Annotated in this window: 16 protein-coding genes; 4 read left to right on the top strand and 12 right to left on the bottom strand. The window is 66.7% G+C overall.

Annotated features, from left to right (window positions below):
• Positions 1–26: 26 nt before the first annotated feature.
• The 6 genes from IEW24_RS20715 to IEW24_RS20690 form a co-directional block, all read right to left on the bottom strand.
• Positions 27–674, bottom strand: a complete 648-nt coding sequence (locus tag IEW24_RS20715) for a hydrolase (protein ID WP_210324269.1) — start codon at positions 672–674, stop codon at positions 27–29.
• A gap of 209 nt (positions 675–883) precedes the next feature.
• Positions 884–1,939: a 2,3-butanediol dehydrogenase gene (locus IEW24_RS20710; protein ID WP_188582240.1), complete on the bottom strand. Its 1,056-nt coding sequence runs from the start codon at positions 1,937–1,939 to the stop codon at positions 884–886.
• A gap of 103 nt (positions 1,940–2,042) precedes the next feature.
• Entirely contained in the window at positions 2,043–2,471 is a 429-nt protein-coding gene (locus IEW24_RS20705) for a DoxX family protein (protein WP_188582238.1), read from the bottom strand.
• Positions 2,472–2,475: 4 nt separating this feature from the next.
• Positions 2,476–4,377 carry an amidohydrolase gene (locus IEW24_RS20700; RefSeq protein ID WP_244644579.1) on the bottom strand — a complete coding sequence of 634 codons (1,902 nt, stop codon included), beginning with the start codon at positions 4,375–4,377 and terminating at the stop codon, positions 2,476–2,478.
• A gap of 46 nt (positions 4,378–4,423) precedes the next feature.
• Positions 4,424–4,705 (bottom strand): DUF1427 family protein, encoded by a 282-nt coding sequence (locus tag IEW24_RS20695; protein ID WP_188582234.1) that lies wholly within the window; start codon positions 4,703–4,705, stop codon positions 4,424–4,426.
• 205 nt (positions 4,706–4,910) lie between these two features.
• A complete protein-coding gene (locus IEW24_RS20690) occupies positions 4,911–6,746 on the bottom strand; it encodes a chloride channel protein (protein ID WP_188582232.1) in 1,836 nt (611 codons plus the stop codon).
• A 66-nt stretch (positions 6,747–6,812) separates the two neighbouring features.
• Here IEW24_RS20690 and IEW24_RS20685 point away from each other — a divergent pair, with 66 nt between their 5' ends.
• Positions 6,813–7,265, top strand: a complete 453-nt coding sequence (locus IEW24_RS20685; RefSeq protein ID WP_188582230.1) for a MarR family winged helix-turn-helix transcriptional regulator — start codon at positions 6,813–6,815, stop codon at positions 7,263–7,265.
• A 123-nt stretch (positions 7,266–7,388) separates the two neighbouring features.
• On the opposite strand, the gene IEW24_RS20680 is transcribed toward IEW24_RS20685, so the two are convergent.
• Both IEW24_RS20680 and IEW24_RS20675 read right to left on the bottom strand, forming a co-directional pair.
• Complete coding sequence (locus IEW24_RS20680) at positions 7,389–8,243, bottom strand: helix-turn-helix transcriptional regulator (protein ID WP_188582228.1); 855 nt, start codon at positions 8,241–8,243, stop codon at positions 7,389–7,391.
• A 141-nt stretch (positions 8,244–8,384) separates the two neighbouring features.
• A complete protein-coding gene (locus IEW24_RS20675; protein ID WP_188582226.1) occupies positions 8,385–9,194 on the bottom strand; it encodes an IclR family transcriptional regulator in 810 nt (269 codons plus the stop codon).
• A 116-nt stretch (positions 9,195–9,310) separates the two neighbouring features.
• Between IEW24_RS20675 and IEW24_RS20670 the strand changes: the two genes are divergently transcribed.
• The 3 genes from IEW24_RS20670 to IEW24_RS20660 all read left to right on the top strand — a co-directional run bounded on the left by IEW24_RS20670 (position 9,311) and on the right by IEW24_RS20660 (position 12,391).
• Entirely contained in the window at positions 9,311–10,615 is a 1,305-nt protein-coding gene (locus IEW24_RS20670; RefSeq protein WP_188582224.1) for an MFS transporter, read from the top strand.
• A gap of 73 nt (positions 10,616–10,688) precedes the next feature.
• Entirely contained in the window at positions 10,689–11,435 is a 747-nt protein-coding gene (locus tag IEW24_RS20665; protein WP_188582222.1) for an SDR family NAD(P)-dependent oxidoreductase, read from the top strand.
• 47 nt (positions 11,436–11,482) lie between these two features.
• Positions 11,483–12,391, top strand: a complete 909-nt coding sequence (locus tag IEW24_RS20660; RefSeq protein WP_188582220.1) for a polysaccharide deacetylase family protein — start codon at positions 11,483–11,485, stop codon at positions 12,389–12,391.
• Positions 12,392–12,677: 286 nt separating this feature from the next.
• Here IEW24_RS20660 and IEW24_RS20655 read toward each other — a convergent pair whose 3' ends face one another.
• The 4 genes from IEW24_RS20655 to cydX all read right to left on the bottom strand — a co-directional run bounded on the left by IEW24_RS20655 (position 12,678) and on the right by cydX (position 17,099).
• Positions 12,678–13,943, bottom strand: a complete 1,266-nt coding sequence (locus tag IEW24_RS20655) for a c-type cytochrome (protein WP_188582218.1) — start codon at positions 13,941–13,943, stop codon at positions 12,678–12,680.
• A 14-nt stretch (positions 13,944–13,957) separates the two neighbouring features.
• Positions 13,958–15,727 carry a GMC family oxidoreductase gene (locus IEW24_RS20650; protein WP_188582217.1) on the bottom strand — a complete coding sequence of 590 codons (1,770 nt, stop codon included), beginning with the start codon at positions 15,725–15,727 and terminating at the stop codon, positions 13,958–13,960.
• Positions 15,728–15,803: 76 nt separating this feature from the next.
• The gene (locus tag IEW24_RS20645) at positions 15,804–16,574 is read right to left on the bottom strand and encodes a gluconate 2-dehydrogenase subunit 3 family protein (RefSeq protein WP_188582214.1); all 771 of its coding nucleotides are present in this window, start codon (positions 16,572–16,574) and stop codon (positions 15,804–15,806) included.
• Positions 16,575–16,976: 402 nt separating this feature from the next.
• Positions 16,977–17,099, bottom strand: a complete 123-nt coding sequence (gene cydX / locus IEW24_RS20640; protein ID WP_188582213.1) for a cytochrome bd-I oxidase subunit CydX — start codon at positions 17,097–17,099, stop codon at positions 16,977–16,979.
• Positions 17,100–17,105 lie beyond the last annotated feature (6 nt).

The following is a 17,105-nucleotide window of genomic DNA, read 5'->3' as shown; positions in this document are numbered from 1 at the left end:
GGGCATCGGCCTGCGCCTGCGGGTTCTCAACCCTCATGGGCGTTGAACATGGTCTTGGCATAGGTGATGCCGAGGCCGTAGGCGCCGCCGAACTGCCTCGCGATGCCCGTGGTCATGTCGTAGGTCTCGGTGCGGGCCCAGTCGCGCTGGAGTTCCAGCATGTACTGGAGCGCCGTGATCGGGCGGACGCCGGCCTGGATCATGCGCTCCATGGCGCGCTCGTGCGCCTCGGTGGTGATGTCGCCGCAGGCGTCCGCGATCACATAGACCTCGAAGCCCTGATCGAGGGCGGACAGCGAGGGGCCGACGATGCACACCGAGGTCCACAGGCCGGCCATGACGAGGCGGGTCTTGCCGATCTCGTTGATCTTCTTGATCACCTGCGCATCTTCCCAGGTGTTCATGGAGGTGCGGTCGAGCAGCGCCTGGCCGGGGAAGGCATCGGTGATCTCGGCATACATGGGGCCGGAGAAGCTCTTCTCAGCCACCGTGGTGAGGATGGCGGGCACGCCGAAGCCGGCGGCGGCGCGCGACACGAGGGCCGCATTGTTGCGCAGGATGGTGGTGTCGATGGACTTGGTCGCGAACGACATCTGCGACTGGAAGTCGATCATGATCAGCGCATGATCCTTCGGGGAAAGCAGAGTCTTGCCGGGCGTGGGCGTCGCGGTGATGGCCATGGTCAATCCTGGGGCTGGGGCGACCTTAAGGGGGATCGCCGATTGCGCCGGGACACTGACGCCAAGCCACCGGGGCCGTCTTGTCGGAACGGTGCGCTTTTGCATGTTCGGACGGCGGCGATCCCGCAGCGGAACAGCCAAACGCAGAGGGGCCGCACCATGGTGCGGCCCCTCGCTTATATCGTCGTCGGGCGGCGTGTCCGTCAGTCGGGCGCGCGCACCAGAATCTTGATCTGGCTCTTCTCGGCCACCAGCGTCTCGAACCCTTCCGGCACGATGTCGTCCAGCTCGATGCGCTTTGTCACCAGTTGCTCGGCGGAGAAATGGCCCTGCACCATCAGGTCCATCACCGCCGGGAAGATGTCGCGATAGGCGATGGTGCCCTTCAGCGTCTTCTCCTTCAGCACCACGGTGTTGGGCTGGAAGCCGGCTTCCTTCTCCCAGATCGAGACGATCATGGTCTCGCCCTCGTAACGGGTGGCGGAGATGCACTGCTGCAGCACCGCCGGCACGCCCGTCACCTCGAACGCCGCATTCACCCCGCCTTCGGAAACGGCGCGGATGGCCTCGACCGGGTTCTCCTTCGTCGGGTCGATCACATACGTGGCGCCCAGCGCCTTGGCCTTGGCGCGGCGCTGCTCGGAGGGCTCCACCACGTGGATCACCGAAGCACCCGCCACCTTCAGCGCTTCCACCAGCAGGAGGCCGATGGGGCCCGCACCGAACACCGCCGCCGTGCCGCCGGCCCGCAGGCTGGAGATGCGCACCGCATGCAGCGCCACCGCTGCCGGCTCCACCAGCGCGCCCTGCTCGAAGGACAGGCCCTCGGGCATCTTGTGCACCCAGCGCTCGCCCACCACCGTGTGGCAGGCGAAGCCGCCGCCACCGCCCGACAGGCCGTGGAAGCCGAGGCTGTCGCAGAGATTGTACTTGCCGTGCAGGCAGGCATCGCAGGTGCCGCAGGCGAGGATCGGCTCCACCACCACGCGGTCGCCGGGCTTCACCCGCGTGACGCCCGCGCCCACCTCGGCCACCTCGCCGGAGAATTCGTGGCCCATGACGATGGGCGCGATGTCATGGCTGACCGGGTGCGGTGCGCTCACCGGCACGAAGATCGGGCCGGCCACATATTCATGCAGATCGCTGCCGCAGATGCCGGCCCACTTGACCTTGATCTTCACCTGCCCGGCAGCCGGAGACGGCTCCGCGACATCCTCAACGCGGATGTCCTTGGCCTTGTACCAGCGTGCGGCTCTCATCGGTTCGATCCTTCTGTGACTGGAACCGTGCCGCACCCTAGCCAAGCCGACGCCGCCCGCATTGATGCAGGTCAGCCGCCATTCAATATGTTGTATTTGCTTCTCAATCCGCCTGCGTGCGTGCGGAGAGATCCCACCACGCCACCAGCAGGAAACCGCCCGCAAGGCCCAGATGCTCGAAGAAGGCGTTGGCGGCCATGAAGCGCTCGGGGCCTACCGGCATCTGCCAGAAACGCAAAGCGAGAAACGTCGCCAGCAGCGTGAAACCGGCGAGCGCCAGCGCGCCCAGCCAGCGATAAAGGCCGGAGATGATGAGCAGCGAGGCACCAAGCTCCAGCACGATCACCGCCACCGCGAAGGGCGCGGCGGGGGCAAGGCCGAAATGGGCCATCTCCGCCAGAGCGGAGGGGAAGTCGGTGAGCTTGTTGAGCCCGCCCTGCAGATAGGCGGCGCACAGGCCGACAAGGCCCACCGCGCGCACGGCGCGATGGGTGAAGGCCCGCAGGAGAGGAGACGCGGGCCGTGCGTTCATGGCCTCACACCGCCCAGCAGGCGCAGCCCAGCGCGCCGAAGAAGCCCTTCAGGTCCGCCACCGGGATCTTGGAGCCCCACGAGCCCGCATGGTCGTGGCCGTGGACGTTGCACTCATTGGCGCAACCGCAGGACATGGCCATGCGGCGCAGGCTCTCGCGATGGAGCGAGTTGCGCCCCGCGCCTTCCGGTTCGCCCCAGGCGGCATAGCCCTTGAAGGTGCGCACGGGCGACCAGTCCGGCATGGCCGGGGGCACGTCGTTGGCATCGAGGGCAGCGAAGTCGCCGGCGCCATAGACCACCTTGCCGCCCACCATGGTCAGGTCCGAGGTGAGGAAGGTGATCTCGTCCTCGGCGCAGGAGAAGAAGTCCTTGTCCGGCACGATGAGATCGGCGAACTGGCCCACCTCGATGCGGCCCTTCTTGCCCTCCTCGTTGGAGAACCAGGTGACGTTCTCGGTCCACATGCGCAGCGCCGTCTCGCGGTCGAGGCAGTTGCGGCGGGGATAGAGCTCCATGCCGCCCACCGTGCGCCCCGTGACCATCCACGACAGCGACACCCACGGATTATAGGAGGCGACGCGGGTGGCATCGGTGCCGGCGGAAACCTTCACACCCTTGTCGAGCATGCGCTTGATGGGCGGGGTCGCCTCGGCCGCGCCCATGCCGTAGCGCTCGACGAAATATTCGCCCTGATAGGCCATGCGATGCTGCACGGCGATGCCGCCGCCCAGCGCCGCGATGCGGTCGATGGACTTTTCCGAGATGGTCTCCGCATGGTCGAAGAACCAGTTGAGGCCGGCGAGCGGAATGTCGCTGTTGACCTTCTCGAACACGTCCAGCGCGCGGGTGATGGTCTCGTCATAGGTGGCGTGCATGCGCCACGGCCAGCGGTTTTCCGCCAGCACGCGCACCACGCCCTCCAGATCGCCCTCCATCTCCGGCGGCATGTCGGGGCGCGGCTCGCGGAAATCCTCAAAATCGGCGGCGGAGAAGACCAGCATCTCGCCCGCGCCGTTGTGGCGGAAATAATCGTCGCCCTGCTTGTACTTCACGGAAGCCGTCCAGTTGAGGAAGTCCTGCTTCTCCTCCTTCGGCTTCTGGGTGAAGAGATTGTAGGCAAGGCGCACCGTCATCTGGCCCTCGTCGGAGAGCTTCTGGATGACCGCGTAATCGTCCGGATAATTCTGGAAGCCGCCGCCCGCGTCGATGACGCCGGTGACGCCAAGCCGGTTCAGCTCGCGCATGAAATGGCGGGTGGAATTGACCTGATAGTCGAACGGCAGCTTCGGCCCCTTGCCAAGCGTCGCATACAGCAGGCCCGCATTGGGCCGCGCGATCAGCATGCCGGTGGGGTTGCCCGCGCCATCGCGGACGATCTCGCCGCCGGGCGGGTTGGGCGTGTCCTTCGTATAGCCCACGGCGCGCAGCGCGGCGCCGTTCAGCAGCGCGCGGTCATAGAGGTGGAGCAGGAAGACCGGCGTGTCGGGGGAGACGGCATTGATCTCCTCCAGCGTCGGCAGGCGCTTCTCCACGAACTGGTGCTCGGTGAAGCCGCCCACCACGCGCACCCATTGCGGGGCGGGGGTGGCCGCCACCTGCCGCTTCAGCATATCCATGGCATCGGCCAGCGAGCGCACGCCGTCCCAGCGCAGTTCCATGTTGTAGTTCAGGCCGCCGCGCACCACGTGGGTGTGGTTGTCGATGAGGCCGGGCAGCACGCGCCTGCCCTTCAGGTCCACCACTCTGGTGCCGGTGCCCTTGAGCGCCATCACTTCGGCATCGGTGCCCACGGCGAGGAACAGCCCGTCCTTCACCGCGATGGCGGAAGCGACGGGATTGGAACGGTCCAGCGTGGTCACGCGGCCGTTGTGGAGGATGATGTCGGGGGTCTGGGCCTCGGCCATGGCGGGCATCCTATGGTCTGTCTGAACGAAAGAAGCGGTCGGCCGATCAGGCCAGCTTGTCAGGTGGCGTGGCGGCGGGATCGCGCTTGCAGGCGGGTCCGGCCATGTGGCCGAACATGTGCGGCTTCACCTGACCCGAGAACCACGACGGCGCTGGCTTCTCCTTATGCCACAGGCTTTTCACCAGCGGCGGCAGTTGCTCCCCAATGAGGATGCCGAGCAGGCCGATGAGCGCCACCACCGGCGGAGCGGGCGAGCGCACCTGAAGAAGGGCATAGATGACGCCCACCAGCAGCCCGGCACCGAGGGAGAGCACATAGAGTTTCATGCAACCGCACCTTTGCCGGTTCTGCGCGGCCGGATACGGAGTGCCGGCACCCTGACGGCCACCACACACGATCCGACGTATGCCGGAACCATGCGGCCGCAGGTGTGAGCGGTCTTGTCCGTTCACACCCTTTTTGGACGCCCGAGCGCCGGCCGCAACGGAAGGCGCGGCAGCCGGTGCGTGAGACCATCGCCGGCGGAAAGCACTATGCGCGCTTCCACCAGCCGAGATGCGCCGCGTGGTCCTGCTCTTCCGCCATCCGCCGGGCGCGCGCGGCCAGCAGGTCCTTGCGGGCGACCAGCCCCACCAGGCGATGGTGCGCGTCAATGACCGGCACGCGCCCGGTGCCCGTCTGCGCCATGCGATCCGCCACGTGGCTCACCAGCTCGTCCGGCCCGGCGACCACGAGGCCTGCATCATCGATGCGCTCCGCAAGGGGCGTCGCGCGGTCCAGCCCCTCCCCTTCCCGCAGCCAGAGGAGAACATCCGCCCGCGAGACCATGCCCAGCACCTGACGATCCTGCGACACCACCGGATAGCTCTTGTGGCGGTGCCCCTCGGCCATGAAATGGTCGAGGGCGGCGCCCACGCTCCAGTCCGCCGGCAGCGTGTCCACCTCCCCCACCATCACGTCGCGCACCCGCGTCTGGTCGAACGGGTCGGTGTGATATTCGCGGGTGATGTGCAGGCCGCGCCGGGCGATCTTCTCGGTGAGGATGGAGCGCTTCAGCAGCAGCACCGTCGTGGCGTAGGCGATCCCGCAGGCCACCAGCAGCGGAAGCGCCGCGCGATAATCTCCCGTCAGTTCCATGGCGAACAGGGTCGCGGTGAGCGGTGCACGCATGGTGCCGCCCATCATGGCCGCCATGCCGAGCAGCGACCAGAAGCCCGCATCGGCCGGCGGCAGAACCTGCCCCACCACTGCGCCGAGCGCGCCGCCGAAGATCAGCAGCGGCGCCAGCACGCCACCGGACGTACCGGACCCCAGCGCGATGGCCCAGATGATCGCCTTGACCACCAGCAGGAGAACCGCCGCCTTGAGGGGCATGTCACCGGCCAGCAGGGCGCCGATATTCTCATAGCCCACGCCGAGCGCCGCCGGCTCGATGAGGCCGCCGATGCCGATGGCAAGGCCCCCCAGCAGCGGCCACCACATCCAGTGGATCGGCAGCTTCTGGAACAGGTCCTCCGCGCCATACACCATGGCGGTGAGGACGCCGGACACCAGCCCGGCGGCAAGGCCGATCAGCAGCCACGACACCATGCCGTCGAGGCTCGGCTCCATGGCGCCGTGATAGGCGAACAGGGGCGCGGGATCGAGGATCAGCGTCCGGACGCCGGCGGCGACCGCCACAGCCACGATGACGGGCAGGAAGCTGCGGGGCTTCCACTCGAACAGCAGCAGTTCGACGGAAAGCAGCACCGCCGCGATGGGGGTGCCGAAGATGCCCGTCATGCCCGCCGCGGCGCCCGCCACCAGCAGCGCCTTGCGCTCGGCGGAGGAGAGATGGAACATCTGCCCCAGCAGCGAGCCCACGGCACCGCCGGTCATGATGATCGGGCCTTCCGCACCGAAGGGGCCACCCGTGCCGATGGAGATGGCGGAGGACAGCGGCTTCAGCACAGCCACCTTCAGGCTGATGCGGCTCTTGCCGATCAGGATCGCCTCTATGGCCTCCGGGATGCCGTGGCCCCGGATCTTTTCCGACCCGTAACGGGCCATCAGACCGATGATGAAGCAGCCGACCACGGGCACGACCACCATGTATCCGCCCCACGGCGAGCCGGAGATGGGCAGCGCCTCCAGCGACAGGCGCCCGTAATAGGCAAGGTTGGTGCACAGGGTGATCAGCCGCAGCAACGCCCACGCCGTGCCCACCGCCGCCGCGCCCACCACGACGGCGATCGCCATCAGGATCACCACGCGATAGTCGGCGGTGAAGTCGCCCAGTTCCGGGGCGCCGGCGGCCAGCGGCCGATCGGGCCGAGGCCCCTTGATCTCGCGTGTGGTATGCGTGGGGGGATTGGAAGAAGCTGTCATGGCAAGGACATCGGCTGATGAGTTTTATATCGTAACACGATATATCTCGCGCCAAAGGAGCATTCAATGGTGGATTCGCGTTCGGCCTCCCCACGGCGCGCGACGGGCAAGGCCGAGGACCCCGACTATGCGGCCCTCGCGGAGTTCCGCTATGCGATCCGCAAGTTCCTCGCCTTCAGCGAGGAGGCCGCCGCCGAGGCGGGCCTGACCTCGCAGCAGCATCAGGCGCTTCTGACCATCAAGGGGGTGGACACCGGCGAAGGCCTGTCCATCGGTGGGCTCGCCCAGCGTCTGCTGGTTCGCCAGCACACGGCGGTGGAGCTGGTGGATCGTCTCGAACGTACGGACCTCGTGCGGCGTGCGGCGGACCCGAGCGACGGGAGGCGCGTGCTGGTCACCCTGACGCGCGAGGGCGAGAAGCGCCTGAAGCAGCTTTCCGCCGCCCATCTCGATGAGCTGAGATCCATCGGCCCAACCCTGACCGACATCCTCGCGACCCTCCGCACGCCACCGTCCTGATCGCAGACGGCAAGGCCGGCAGACATGTCAGGCAGAGCGGCCGACGGACCGCACGCCCCGCTAGTACCTTGAGAGGGAATATCTTCTGGCGAGGATCGCGAACCAGTCGAAGCCGGACATGCCTCAGTTGCGGAGCGCGATGAACTGGCCCGGCGTCACGCCCACGGTGCGCTTGAACTGGCGGGTCATGTGGCTCTGGTCGGAGAAGCCGCACATGGCCGCCACCTCCGCCAGCCGGAACCCCTGCTGAATATAGGCGCGGGCCTTGTTGACGCGGAATACCCGCAGATATTCGTGCGGCGTCACCCCATATTCGCGGCGGAACTGGCGGATCAGCACGAAGGGGTTGGTGTCGGCCAGCGTCGCCAGTTCTTCCAGCGTGATGCTGCGCGCATAGTTGCTGCGCATATATTCAACAACGCGCGCATGCCGGCGCGGGCAGTCCTTCAGCGAGAAGCGCAGCGGGCGGCCGGATGTCACCTGCGCAAGCCCGATCGCCAGCGAGGCGAGGCAGGTCTCGCGCGCCAGCGTGCAGCCGCCTCCCGCATAGAGCCGGTGGGTCTCCAGCAGCAGATCATGGAGACCGGAATGGGAGATCACCGGATCGGAGAAATCCATCGCCGGCGCGCCGCCCTCCGCCGTCGCCAGCAGGCCCTTGAGCCGGCGGGGCGAGAGGTGGATCTCGCGGCAGTCGGCCCCCGTCACCTCGTCCACGCTCAGCGATTTCACGTCGAACACCTGGCCGGCGTCGCGCATCACCACCGTACCCGGCACCTCCAGATGGGTGCGGCCGGCCTGCCGGCTCTGCCAGGCGGCGCCGCTGAAAGCGATCAGGGAAACCTCGTCATGGAAGACGCGGCTGACGTCCACATGGGTGCCGGGCGGCAGCTGCACGCGCACGAAGCTGCACCCGTCATGCGCGGCATGGGTCATCTGCGGTACAGCCGCGGCCGGGGTCGGCCCCTGAGTTGTGCCCATGATGGTTCGCCCTTCACCTGAGAAGACCGGCGAAACGGTCCTGCTTCAGCCTCAGGATAGGGGCACGCGGCGCCGCGCGCCAGTCTCGCAGGGGAAGGCAGCACCCCGGAACATGCGAATGCGACAGGCGCGCCCCTCCCCTCAGCGGGTCATGGGCGGCACATTGCCCTGCGAGCGGCTCAGCGACTGGGCCGTCTCCACCACCATGCCGGAGAAGCGCTCGGCGAACACCTCAGGCTTCCAGTCGCTGATCGAGGCCGCCACATGCACGGCGGCCACCGGCCGGCCGGCGGCATTGAGCACGGCGGCCCCCAGCGTGATCTCGCCCAGGGTCGTCTCCTCCACCGCCAGTGCGAAGCCGGCTTCCCGCGCCTCCGCCACCTTGGCGAGGATGGCGGCGGGATCGGTGAGGGTTTTCGGCGTGCGGGCGATCAGATCGGAGCGGGCGATGATGGCGGCAGCTTCCGCAGGCGGCAGCTGGGCGAGGATCGCCCGCCCGCCCGATGAAAGGAACACGGGGATGCGCCGGCCGATCAGCGAGCTGTCGAAATATTCCCGCTTCGACTGCTGGCGGATGGCATAGATGGTGGTGGTCTCGTCGAACAGCGACAGGTTGGCGCGCTCGCCGCAGCGGCGGCGCAGCTCCAGCAGGGCCGGCGTCGCCAACTCCACCAGCGGGTTCGAGCGCAGATAGAAGAAGGTCAGGTCCAGCACCGGCTTGCCGAGACGGAAGCGGCGCGTGCGCGCATCCTTTTCCAGATAACCGAGCTGCCAGAGCGTGTGGGCGAAACGCTGCGTGGCGCTCTTGTCGAGGCCGGCATGGCGGGCGATCTCGGCGAGGCTCAGGTCGGTGTTGGTGTGGCCGAATGCCTCCAGCACGCGAAAAGCCTTGGCAACCGACGCAACATGCAGGGGATCGCGCTGAAACTCGCCCGTCTCGTCAGTTGACATATGCCCCCCACATATTACGATTTTGTGTATTGCATTATAATACGTCAAATCAAAATGCAATCGCGCTTCCAGCGGCTGCTTTTGATGGCCAACAAGGCTCAGAGGGGATCAACGAGATGTCAGGCACCCACGCAGGTACAGTGCCGTCCGGCGGCGCTGGCGGGGCCTCCACCAGCGACAGCCGCCGCGCCGTCATCGCCGCGACCATCGGCAACGTTCTGGAATGGTATGACTTCGCCATCTACGGCTATGTCGCCACCATCATCGCGCACAAATTCTTCCCCGCCGGCGATGACCTGAGCGCCCTGCTGCTCACCTTCGCCACCTTCGGCATCGGATTTGCCGCCCGCCCGCTCGGCGGCATCATCATCGGCCGCATGGGCGATACGCGCGGCCGCAAGTCGGCCCTGCTGCTCACCATCTTCACCATGGCCATCGGCACGGTGGGCATCGGCCTCATCCCCTCCTATGAGGTGATCGGTGTTGCCGCACCGGCGCTGCTGGTGCTCTGCCGCCTGCTGCAGGGCTTCGCCGCCGGCGGCGAATGGGGCGGCGCCACCGCCTTCATCGTGGAGTGGGCGCCCAAGGGCAAGCGCGGCTATTTTGGCAGCTGGCAGCAGTCCAGCGTGGCCGGCGGCCTGCTGCTGGGGTCCGGCGTCGCGGCGCTGTTCTCCACCGTGCTCACGCCCGACCAGATGGATTCGTGGGGCTGGCGCATTCCCTTCATCCTCGGCATCGTCCTGCTGCCGGTGGGCCTCTACATGCGCGCCAGCATCGACGAGACCCCCGCCTATCGCGAGGCGATCGCCGCCCCGGTGGTGAAGCGCGATCCCACCCCCGGCTGGATCCTCGCCACCAAGGCGTTCGGCTTCACCGTGCTGTGGACCGTCTCCTATTACGTCATCCTCTATTACATGCCGACCTTCACCCAGAAGTATGCCGGCCTCAGCCGCGTGGAGTCGCTGTGGTCCAACACGCTGGGCCTCGTGGTGCTGGCGGTGGTCATTCCGGTGATGGGCATCATCTCCGACCGCATCGGCCGCAAGCCCATGCTGCTGGCCTGCTGTGCCGCCTTCGCGCTGTTCACCTATCCGTTGTTCGGGGCCATGGCCTCCGGCGCGCCGCTGCTGACGGTGATGGGCATCCAGATCATCTTCGGCCTGATGATCGCCATGTTCTCGGGCCCCGGCCCGGCCGCCATCGCGGAGATATTCCCGACGCACTCGCGCTCCACCTGGATGTCCACGGGCTACAGCCTCGCCGTGACGGTGTTCGGCGGTTTCGCGCCCTTCATCGCCACCTGGCTGATCGCCCAGACCGGCTCCCCGCTGGCGCCCACCTACTATCTGATCGCGGCCGCCGTGATCTCCGGCGTGGTCATCGCCCTGCTGCCGGAAACGGCCCACGACGACCTGCGCTGACACACTCCAAAGGCCCCGCTTCGGCGGGGCCTTTTCGTATCCGGACCCGCTTTCAGAAACGGAACGCTCGCCCATGATGCTCGACTTCACCGGCAAGACGGTCGCCGTCTCCGGCGCCGCCATCGGCTTCGGCAAGGCCATCTCCAGCTTGTTCGCGCAGAACGGCGCGCAGGTGTTCGGCTGCGATATTCTCGATGCCCCCGCCGACCTTGCCCCCGGCATCACGCTGGAGAAGGTAGACCTGCTGGATCGCGCGGCGGGCGCGGCATGGATCGCCTCCATCGAGCAGAGAACCGGGCGCGCCATCGACATTCTGGTGTGCAATGCCGGCGGCGTGGCCGGGCAGGCGCCCCGGCCGCTGGAAGAGGTGGAGGATGCGGACTGGAACCGCATCGTGGACATCAATCTGAATGCCACCTTCACCCTCTGCCGCACTGCGGCTCCCGCCATGAAGCGCGCGGGCGCGGGTGCCATCGTCACCATCACGTCCAGTGCGGCGTTGCAGGCCTCCCTCACCGGCGTGCAGGCCTATTGCGCCTCCAAGCACGCCATGCTCGGCCTCACCCGCCAGCTTGCCCATGAGCTGGGGCCGCATGGCATCCGGGTCAACAGCGTGGCTCCCGGCTTCGTGCGCACCAATCCCGCCACGGAACGGCAGTGGGAGGCTTACGGCGAAGAGAAGCAGCGCGCGCTGGTGGACGGCGTCGCATTGAAGCGCCTCGGCACGGCGGACGAGATCGCCAAGGCGGTGCTGTTCTTCGCCTCCGACCTCGCCAGCTTCGTGAACGGGCAGGTGCTGTCGGTGGACGGCGGCAAATAGCTCGATATGTATTAGCCCAGCGGACAGTTTCAGGAAGGATCACGGTCATGACGAACACTCCCGCACAGGCCTCCCTCGAGCCGTGGCAGTGGGAAGAAGCCCATTGGCGCAAGCTCATCAATCAGGTGCGCGCCGGCGAGCGCCTCGCCCCCAAGAGCTGGCCGGGCGGCGCGCGCTGCGCCGTGGCGCTGTCTTTTGACAGCGACCATGAGACCAACGAACTGCGCGAAGGTGGAAAGTCCATCGGCCGCATGTCGTGGGGCCAGTATGGCAATCGCGTGGGCGTGCCGCGCGTGCTGGAGATCCTGAAGCGCAACGACATCCCCGCCACCTTCTACGTGCCGGCGGTGGTGGCCATGACCCATCCCGACGAGCAGCGCCGGGTGATCGCCGAAGGCCATGAGATCGGCATCCACGGCTGGATCCACGAGCTGAATTCCGTGCTGCCCTACGAGGCCGAGCGCGACCTGATGTTCCGCTCCACCGACATGCTGGAGAAGATCACCGGCGTGCGCCCCGTGGGCCTGCGCACGCCCTCCTGGGATTTTTCCCCCAACACGCTGCGCATCGAGACCGAGCTTGAGCTGCTCTACGATTCCTCGCTGATGGCGGACGAGGATTGCTACGATCTGGAGATGGACGGCGTGTCCACCGGCATCGTGGAAATCCCGGTGGAGTGGATCCGCGATGACGCGGTCTATTTCATGATGCACCGCTTCCAGTCGCTGCGCCCCTACACGCCGCCGAAGGACGTGCTGGACATCTTCCTGCGCGAGTTCGACGCGGCCTATGAGGCGGGCGGACTGTTCCAGCTCACCATGCACCCGCACATCATCACCCCGCGCTCGCGCATCTGGATCCTCGAAGAGGTGATCCGCCATGCCAAGTCCAAGGGCGACGTGTGGTTCGGCACCCATGCGCAGGTGGCCGAATATGTGAAGGCCAACAAGGGCTGAGCGGCGGATCGATAGGGGCGGGACCGGGGCGTTCCGCCAGCTCTGCGTTGCAGAGAACCGTCATCCCCGGGCTTGTCCCGGGGATCCACGCCGGGCCGACAGTGCAGACCTCCGAAGACCGTTCCGAGCGGAACCGCGTGGATACCCGGGACAAGCCCGGGCATGACGGTCTTCTGCGGCACCGATCCCGCATGGAAGTGTCGAGCGACCTCAACCCTGCCCAAACAAAAAGGCCCGGCGGAGACGATCCGCCGGGCCTTCTTTCTGTCTGGAGCGCGTCCGCCGCTCAGGGCGTCGCGGCGGTGTCCGTCAGGCGGCCACGGATGGACTTCACCTGATCCGCCGTCACCGGGGCCGCCGCATTGCCCCAGGCATTGCGGATATAGGTCAGCAGCGCCGCCGTCTGGACGTCGTTGAGCTTCCAGTCAAAGGCCGGCATGCCGGGGCCGGTGGGCGCGGTCTTGGTCGCCGCCGCGCGGGTGCCCTGCACCACGATGCGCACCAGCGTTTCCACCTCGTCCGCCTGCACCACCGCGCTGCCCTTCAGATCCGGGAACAGGCGGGCGATGCCCTGACCGTTGGAGACGTGGCAGGCCGAGCAATTGTCCTGATACACCGCGAGGCCCGCCTTCATCACCGGGTCCTCCGCCGGCACCGGCTTCGGCGCCGGGACGGCCGGCGAGGGCGCGCGCTCCTTCAGATAGACCGCCATGGCCTTGAGATCCGCATCCGTCATGTGCTGGGTGGAATAATAGACCACCTCGGCCATGGGGCCGGACGCCGCCGACTTGGCGTTGCGGCCGGTCTTCAGATACTCGACGATATCGGCCGTGGACCAGCCGCCGAGACCGGTGCGCAGGTCGCCGCCGAGGTTCGGGGCGGTCCACTCGTCCAGCACGCCGCCGGCCAGCACCTTGTCGGACTTGTCGCCGCCCAGCATATTCTTGGGCGTATGGCAGGCGCCGCAATGGGCGAGACCTTCGACCAGATAGGCGCCACGGTTGAACTCTTCCGACTTGGCCGGATCCGGCTTGAACTCGCCGGGGGTGAAGAACAGCATGTTCCAGCCCATCAGCGCCGTGCGGATGTTGAGCGGGAACGGCAGGCCGTTCGGCTTGGCCTCGCTGCGCACCGGATCCAGCGTGTCCAGATAGGCCTTGATGGCCACCAGATCATCGCGCTTCACCTTGGTGTAGAAGGGATAGGGGAAGGCCGGATAGAGCAGTTCCCCGTCCTTGCCCACACCATGCTGCATGGAGGCGACGAACTGGTCCGCCGTCCACGCGCCGATGCCGGTTTCCCGGTCGGGCGTGATGTTGGGCGTATAGATGACACCGAAGGGCGTCATGATCCCACGGCCACCAGCGAAGGGCTTTCCGCCCGGCGCGGTGTGGCAGGAGATGCAGTCGCCCGCGGTGGCGAGATACTGCCCCTTCTCGATGGTGACGAAATCCTGTCCGTCAGCAAGGGCCACAGTGGAAAGGGCTGCGGTTGAGCCGCCGGTCAGCGCGAGGCCGAGGGCGATGGTCTTGAGGCTGAGAGCGCGTGTCATGGAGTGCTCCTTCCTCACGCCTGGACCAGCGGGCCGGGGTTTTTCAGATACTCGTTGCGGATCGCATCCGCCGCCATCAGCGCCAGCGCGCCCACCGTGCCGGTGGGGTTGTAGCCGGCGTTCTGCGGGAAGGCGGAAGCGCCCACCACGAACACGTTGTGCACGTCCCAGCTCTGGAGATAGCGGTTCACCGCGCTGCGCTTGGGATCCGAGCCCATGATCGCACCGCCCGTGTTGTGCGTGCTCTGATAGGGCACCACGTTGAAGTGGTCCGGGATGGAGCGCGGGGTGACATGCTTGGCGCCCATGGCCTTGCCGATCTCGGCGCACTTCTGGGCGATGAAGCGCGTCATCTTCTTCTCGTTCTCGTGCCAGTCGAACGTCATGCGCAGCAGCGGCCGCCCGTAGCGATCCTTGTAGACCGGGTCGAGATCCAGATACTTGTCGCGATAGGAATAGACGCTGCCCTGCCCGGCCACCGCCGACGAGTTCTGATAGGTGGACGACACCTGCTTCTTCCAGGCCGAGCCCCAGGCCGGCGCGCCCGGCGCGCGGTTGGCGGAGGACGCGATGGGGCGGCCGTGATAGTTCGACGTGGTGATGCTCGCGCCGCCGAAGAAGCCGAGCCCCGTATGGTCGAAATTGTCGCCGTTGAAATCGTCGATGCACTGGCCGAGCGAGCCCGCGCCCACGAAGGGGTTGAAGCGCTTGCCCTCGAACAGCAGGCCCGCCGCGCCCGCCGACTGGTAGGCATAGTTGCGGCCCACCGTGCCCTCGCCGGTCTTCGGATCATAGGGCGTGCCGATGCCGGACAGCAGCATCATGCGCACATTGTGCAGGCCATAGGCGCACACCAGCACGATATCCGCCGGCTGCTCCCACTCCTGCCCCGAGGTGTCCACGAAGGTGACGCCCGTGGCGCGGGTGCCGCTGGCATCCTTGTTGATGTGCAGCACCTCGCTCTCGGTGCGCACGCTGAAATTGGACTTGCGCATCAGCACCGGCAGCACGTTGGCCTGCGGGCTGGCCTTGGAATAGTTGCCGCAGCCGAAGCGCTCGCAGAAGCCGCAATAGGTGCACGGCCCCATGGCGATGCCGAGCGGGTTCACATAGGCTTCCGACGCATTGCCCGCCGGGCGCGGGAAGGCGTGATAGCCCATCTCGTTGGCGGTCTTGGCGAACAGCGCGGTGGGCGCGGTATCCTTCAGCGGCGGCAGCGGATAGCCGCGCGAACGCGGCCCTTCGAACGGATTGCCGCCCGGCTGGAGCTGCCCCTTGATGTTGCCCGCCCGGCCCGAGGTGCCGGAGATGTATTCGAACTTGTCGTAATAGGGCTCGAGGTCGTTATAGGTGATGCCCCAGTCCTCGACCTGCATGTCCTCCGGCATCGCACCGGCGCCATAGCGCTGGGAGAGATGGCTCTTGAGCACGAAGTCACTCTCCAGGAAACGCCAGGTGTGGCCGTTCCAGTGCACGCCCGCGCCACCGACGCCGTTGCCGACGATGAAGGCGCCCGGCCAGCGGATGGGCAGCGCGTTCTGCCCGGTGTTGTGGCGCAGCGTGAAGGTCTCCTGCGCGGGGCGCAGGAACAGGTCGAGCCGCACGCCGTAGCGCAGTTCGTCCGGATCCTGCGTGGGCGAGAAGTCGGTGGAGGTGTCGCGCCAGGGGCCGCGCTCGATGGCGACGACCTCCAGTCCCGCGTCGGTGAGTTCATGGGCGAGCAGCGATCCGGTCCAGCCGAGACCGATGATCACCACGTCTTTTTTCGGAAGCCTGCGAGCCATGGTGTGAAATCCTTGAGCCGTCGCGCCTGTGCGGCGCGCATCGGGCCTTGAAAGCGGAAGCGATGAGGGCCGCGCGTCAGCGGCCCGGCGTCCAGCCGGCGCGCCCCATCAGGCTCACGGGCGGGAGCGTGTAGGGCTCGGTCACGGTGTCGATGAAGTCGCGATAATCGTAGCGCGCGCCGGGAAAGCCGATCAGCTTCCAGCCCGCCATGTCGCGATTGCCGCCATAGATGGGATCGGCGAAGAAGCCTTCCATGGTGTTCTGCAACACCAGATTGAAGAAGGGCCGGGAGCCGAAGCCCTCGAAATTGGGCTCGCCCTTCTCCATGGCAGCCAGCACCTTGTCGCGATCCTCGCCCGGGAGATTCGCGAACCCCTTGCCGCCATGGTTCGCCTTGCAATAGGCGTCCAGCGCCTTGAGCGCGACGCGATACTGCTGGGCCGGCGTGAGCTGGCTCTGCGGGCCGAACAGCGGGGAGGCGTTGTTGACGAAGGGTGGGCGCATGTAGAGCCGCTCGGCGCCGCCATAGGGGCCGGCCATCTGGCGGTCGATGAACACGGCGCAGCCCGCATCCTTGCCGCTGGGGCCGAGATCGTCGCCGGGGATCAGCCGCTCGACGATGGCTTCCACCGCGCGGGATTCCTCCGGGGTGAAATAGAGCCAGCCGTTGGGGACCAGGGGCTCGGGCGGGGTCGCCATGCCGGGTGCCCACGGCACCTCGCCGCTGAGCATGCGCGCCTTGACGCCCCGGGCGCTCCCGAACGTCGCACCCACGAGGGCCGCCGCCGCCGTGGAAGCCAGCAGGGTACGCCTGCTGATCAGTGGGTCATTGGGTAAACCTGCCATGGGCTTCCTCGCCGTACGCGCATACTTTGGAATCAATTCAATCCCAAAAAACGTCGCATCCCGCAAGAAATTACTGCGCGCTTTCGTCACAGGGAGCACATTTTATGACCAAATGACCTTGGGTCATGTGACTAGAATAGATGTCTCACAGTAAATGCTGCGTCGCAGCATTCTGAATATTCATTTGGAATACAAAATATCAACTCGGCGCGGGCACGCGGCGGGCGCATGGCAAGTTCGATCAACTGCATTCCCGTCCGGAACAACCCTTGATCCAAACCCGACAACTTCAATCATATTGATAGGCGGAAATGAAAAGCCGCCCGATCCGGCGGATTGGGCGGCTGCTCAATCGTCTTTGCGGCACCCGGCCGGGGATACGCCCGCCGGGGCGAGGTCCGCTTACCTGCGGCCCTGAAGCTTGCGCTTCTCGGCCTCGTCGCTCATCAGCTCGTACCACATGGCGTTGAGCACCGCGAAAGCGGCTGCCAGAGGCAGGCCGAGGATCCAGGCGAAGTACCACATGTTGCA

The sequence above is a fragment of the Azorhizobium oxalatiphilum genome, from assembly GCF_014635325.1.
Classification (GTDB): Bacteria; Pseudomonadota; Alphaproteobacteria; order Rhizobiales; family Xanthobacteraceae; genus Azorhizobium; species Azorhizobium oxalatiphilum.
Note: the sequence above shows the minus strand (reverse complement) of the source record. Positions and strands in the feature narration are given on the sequence as shown.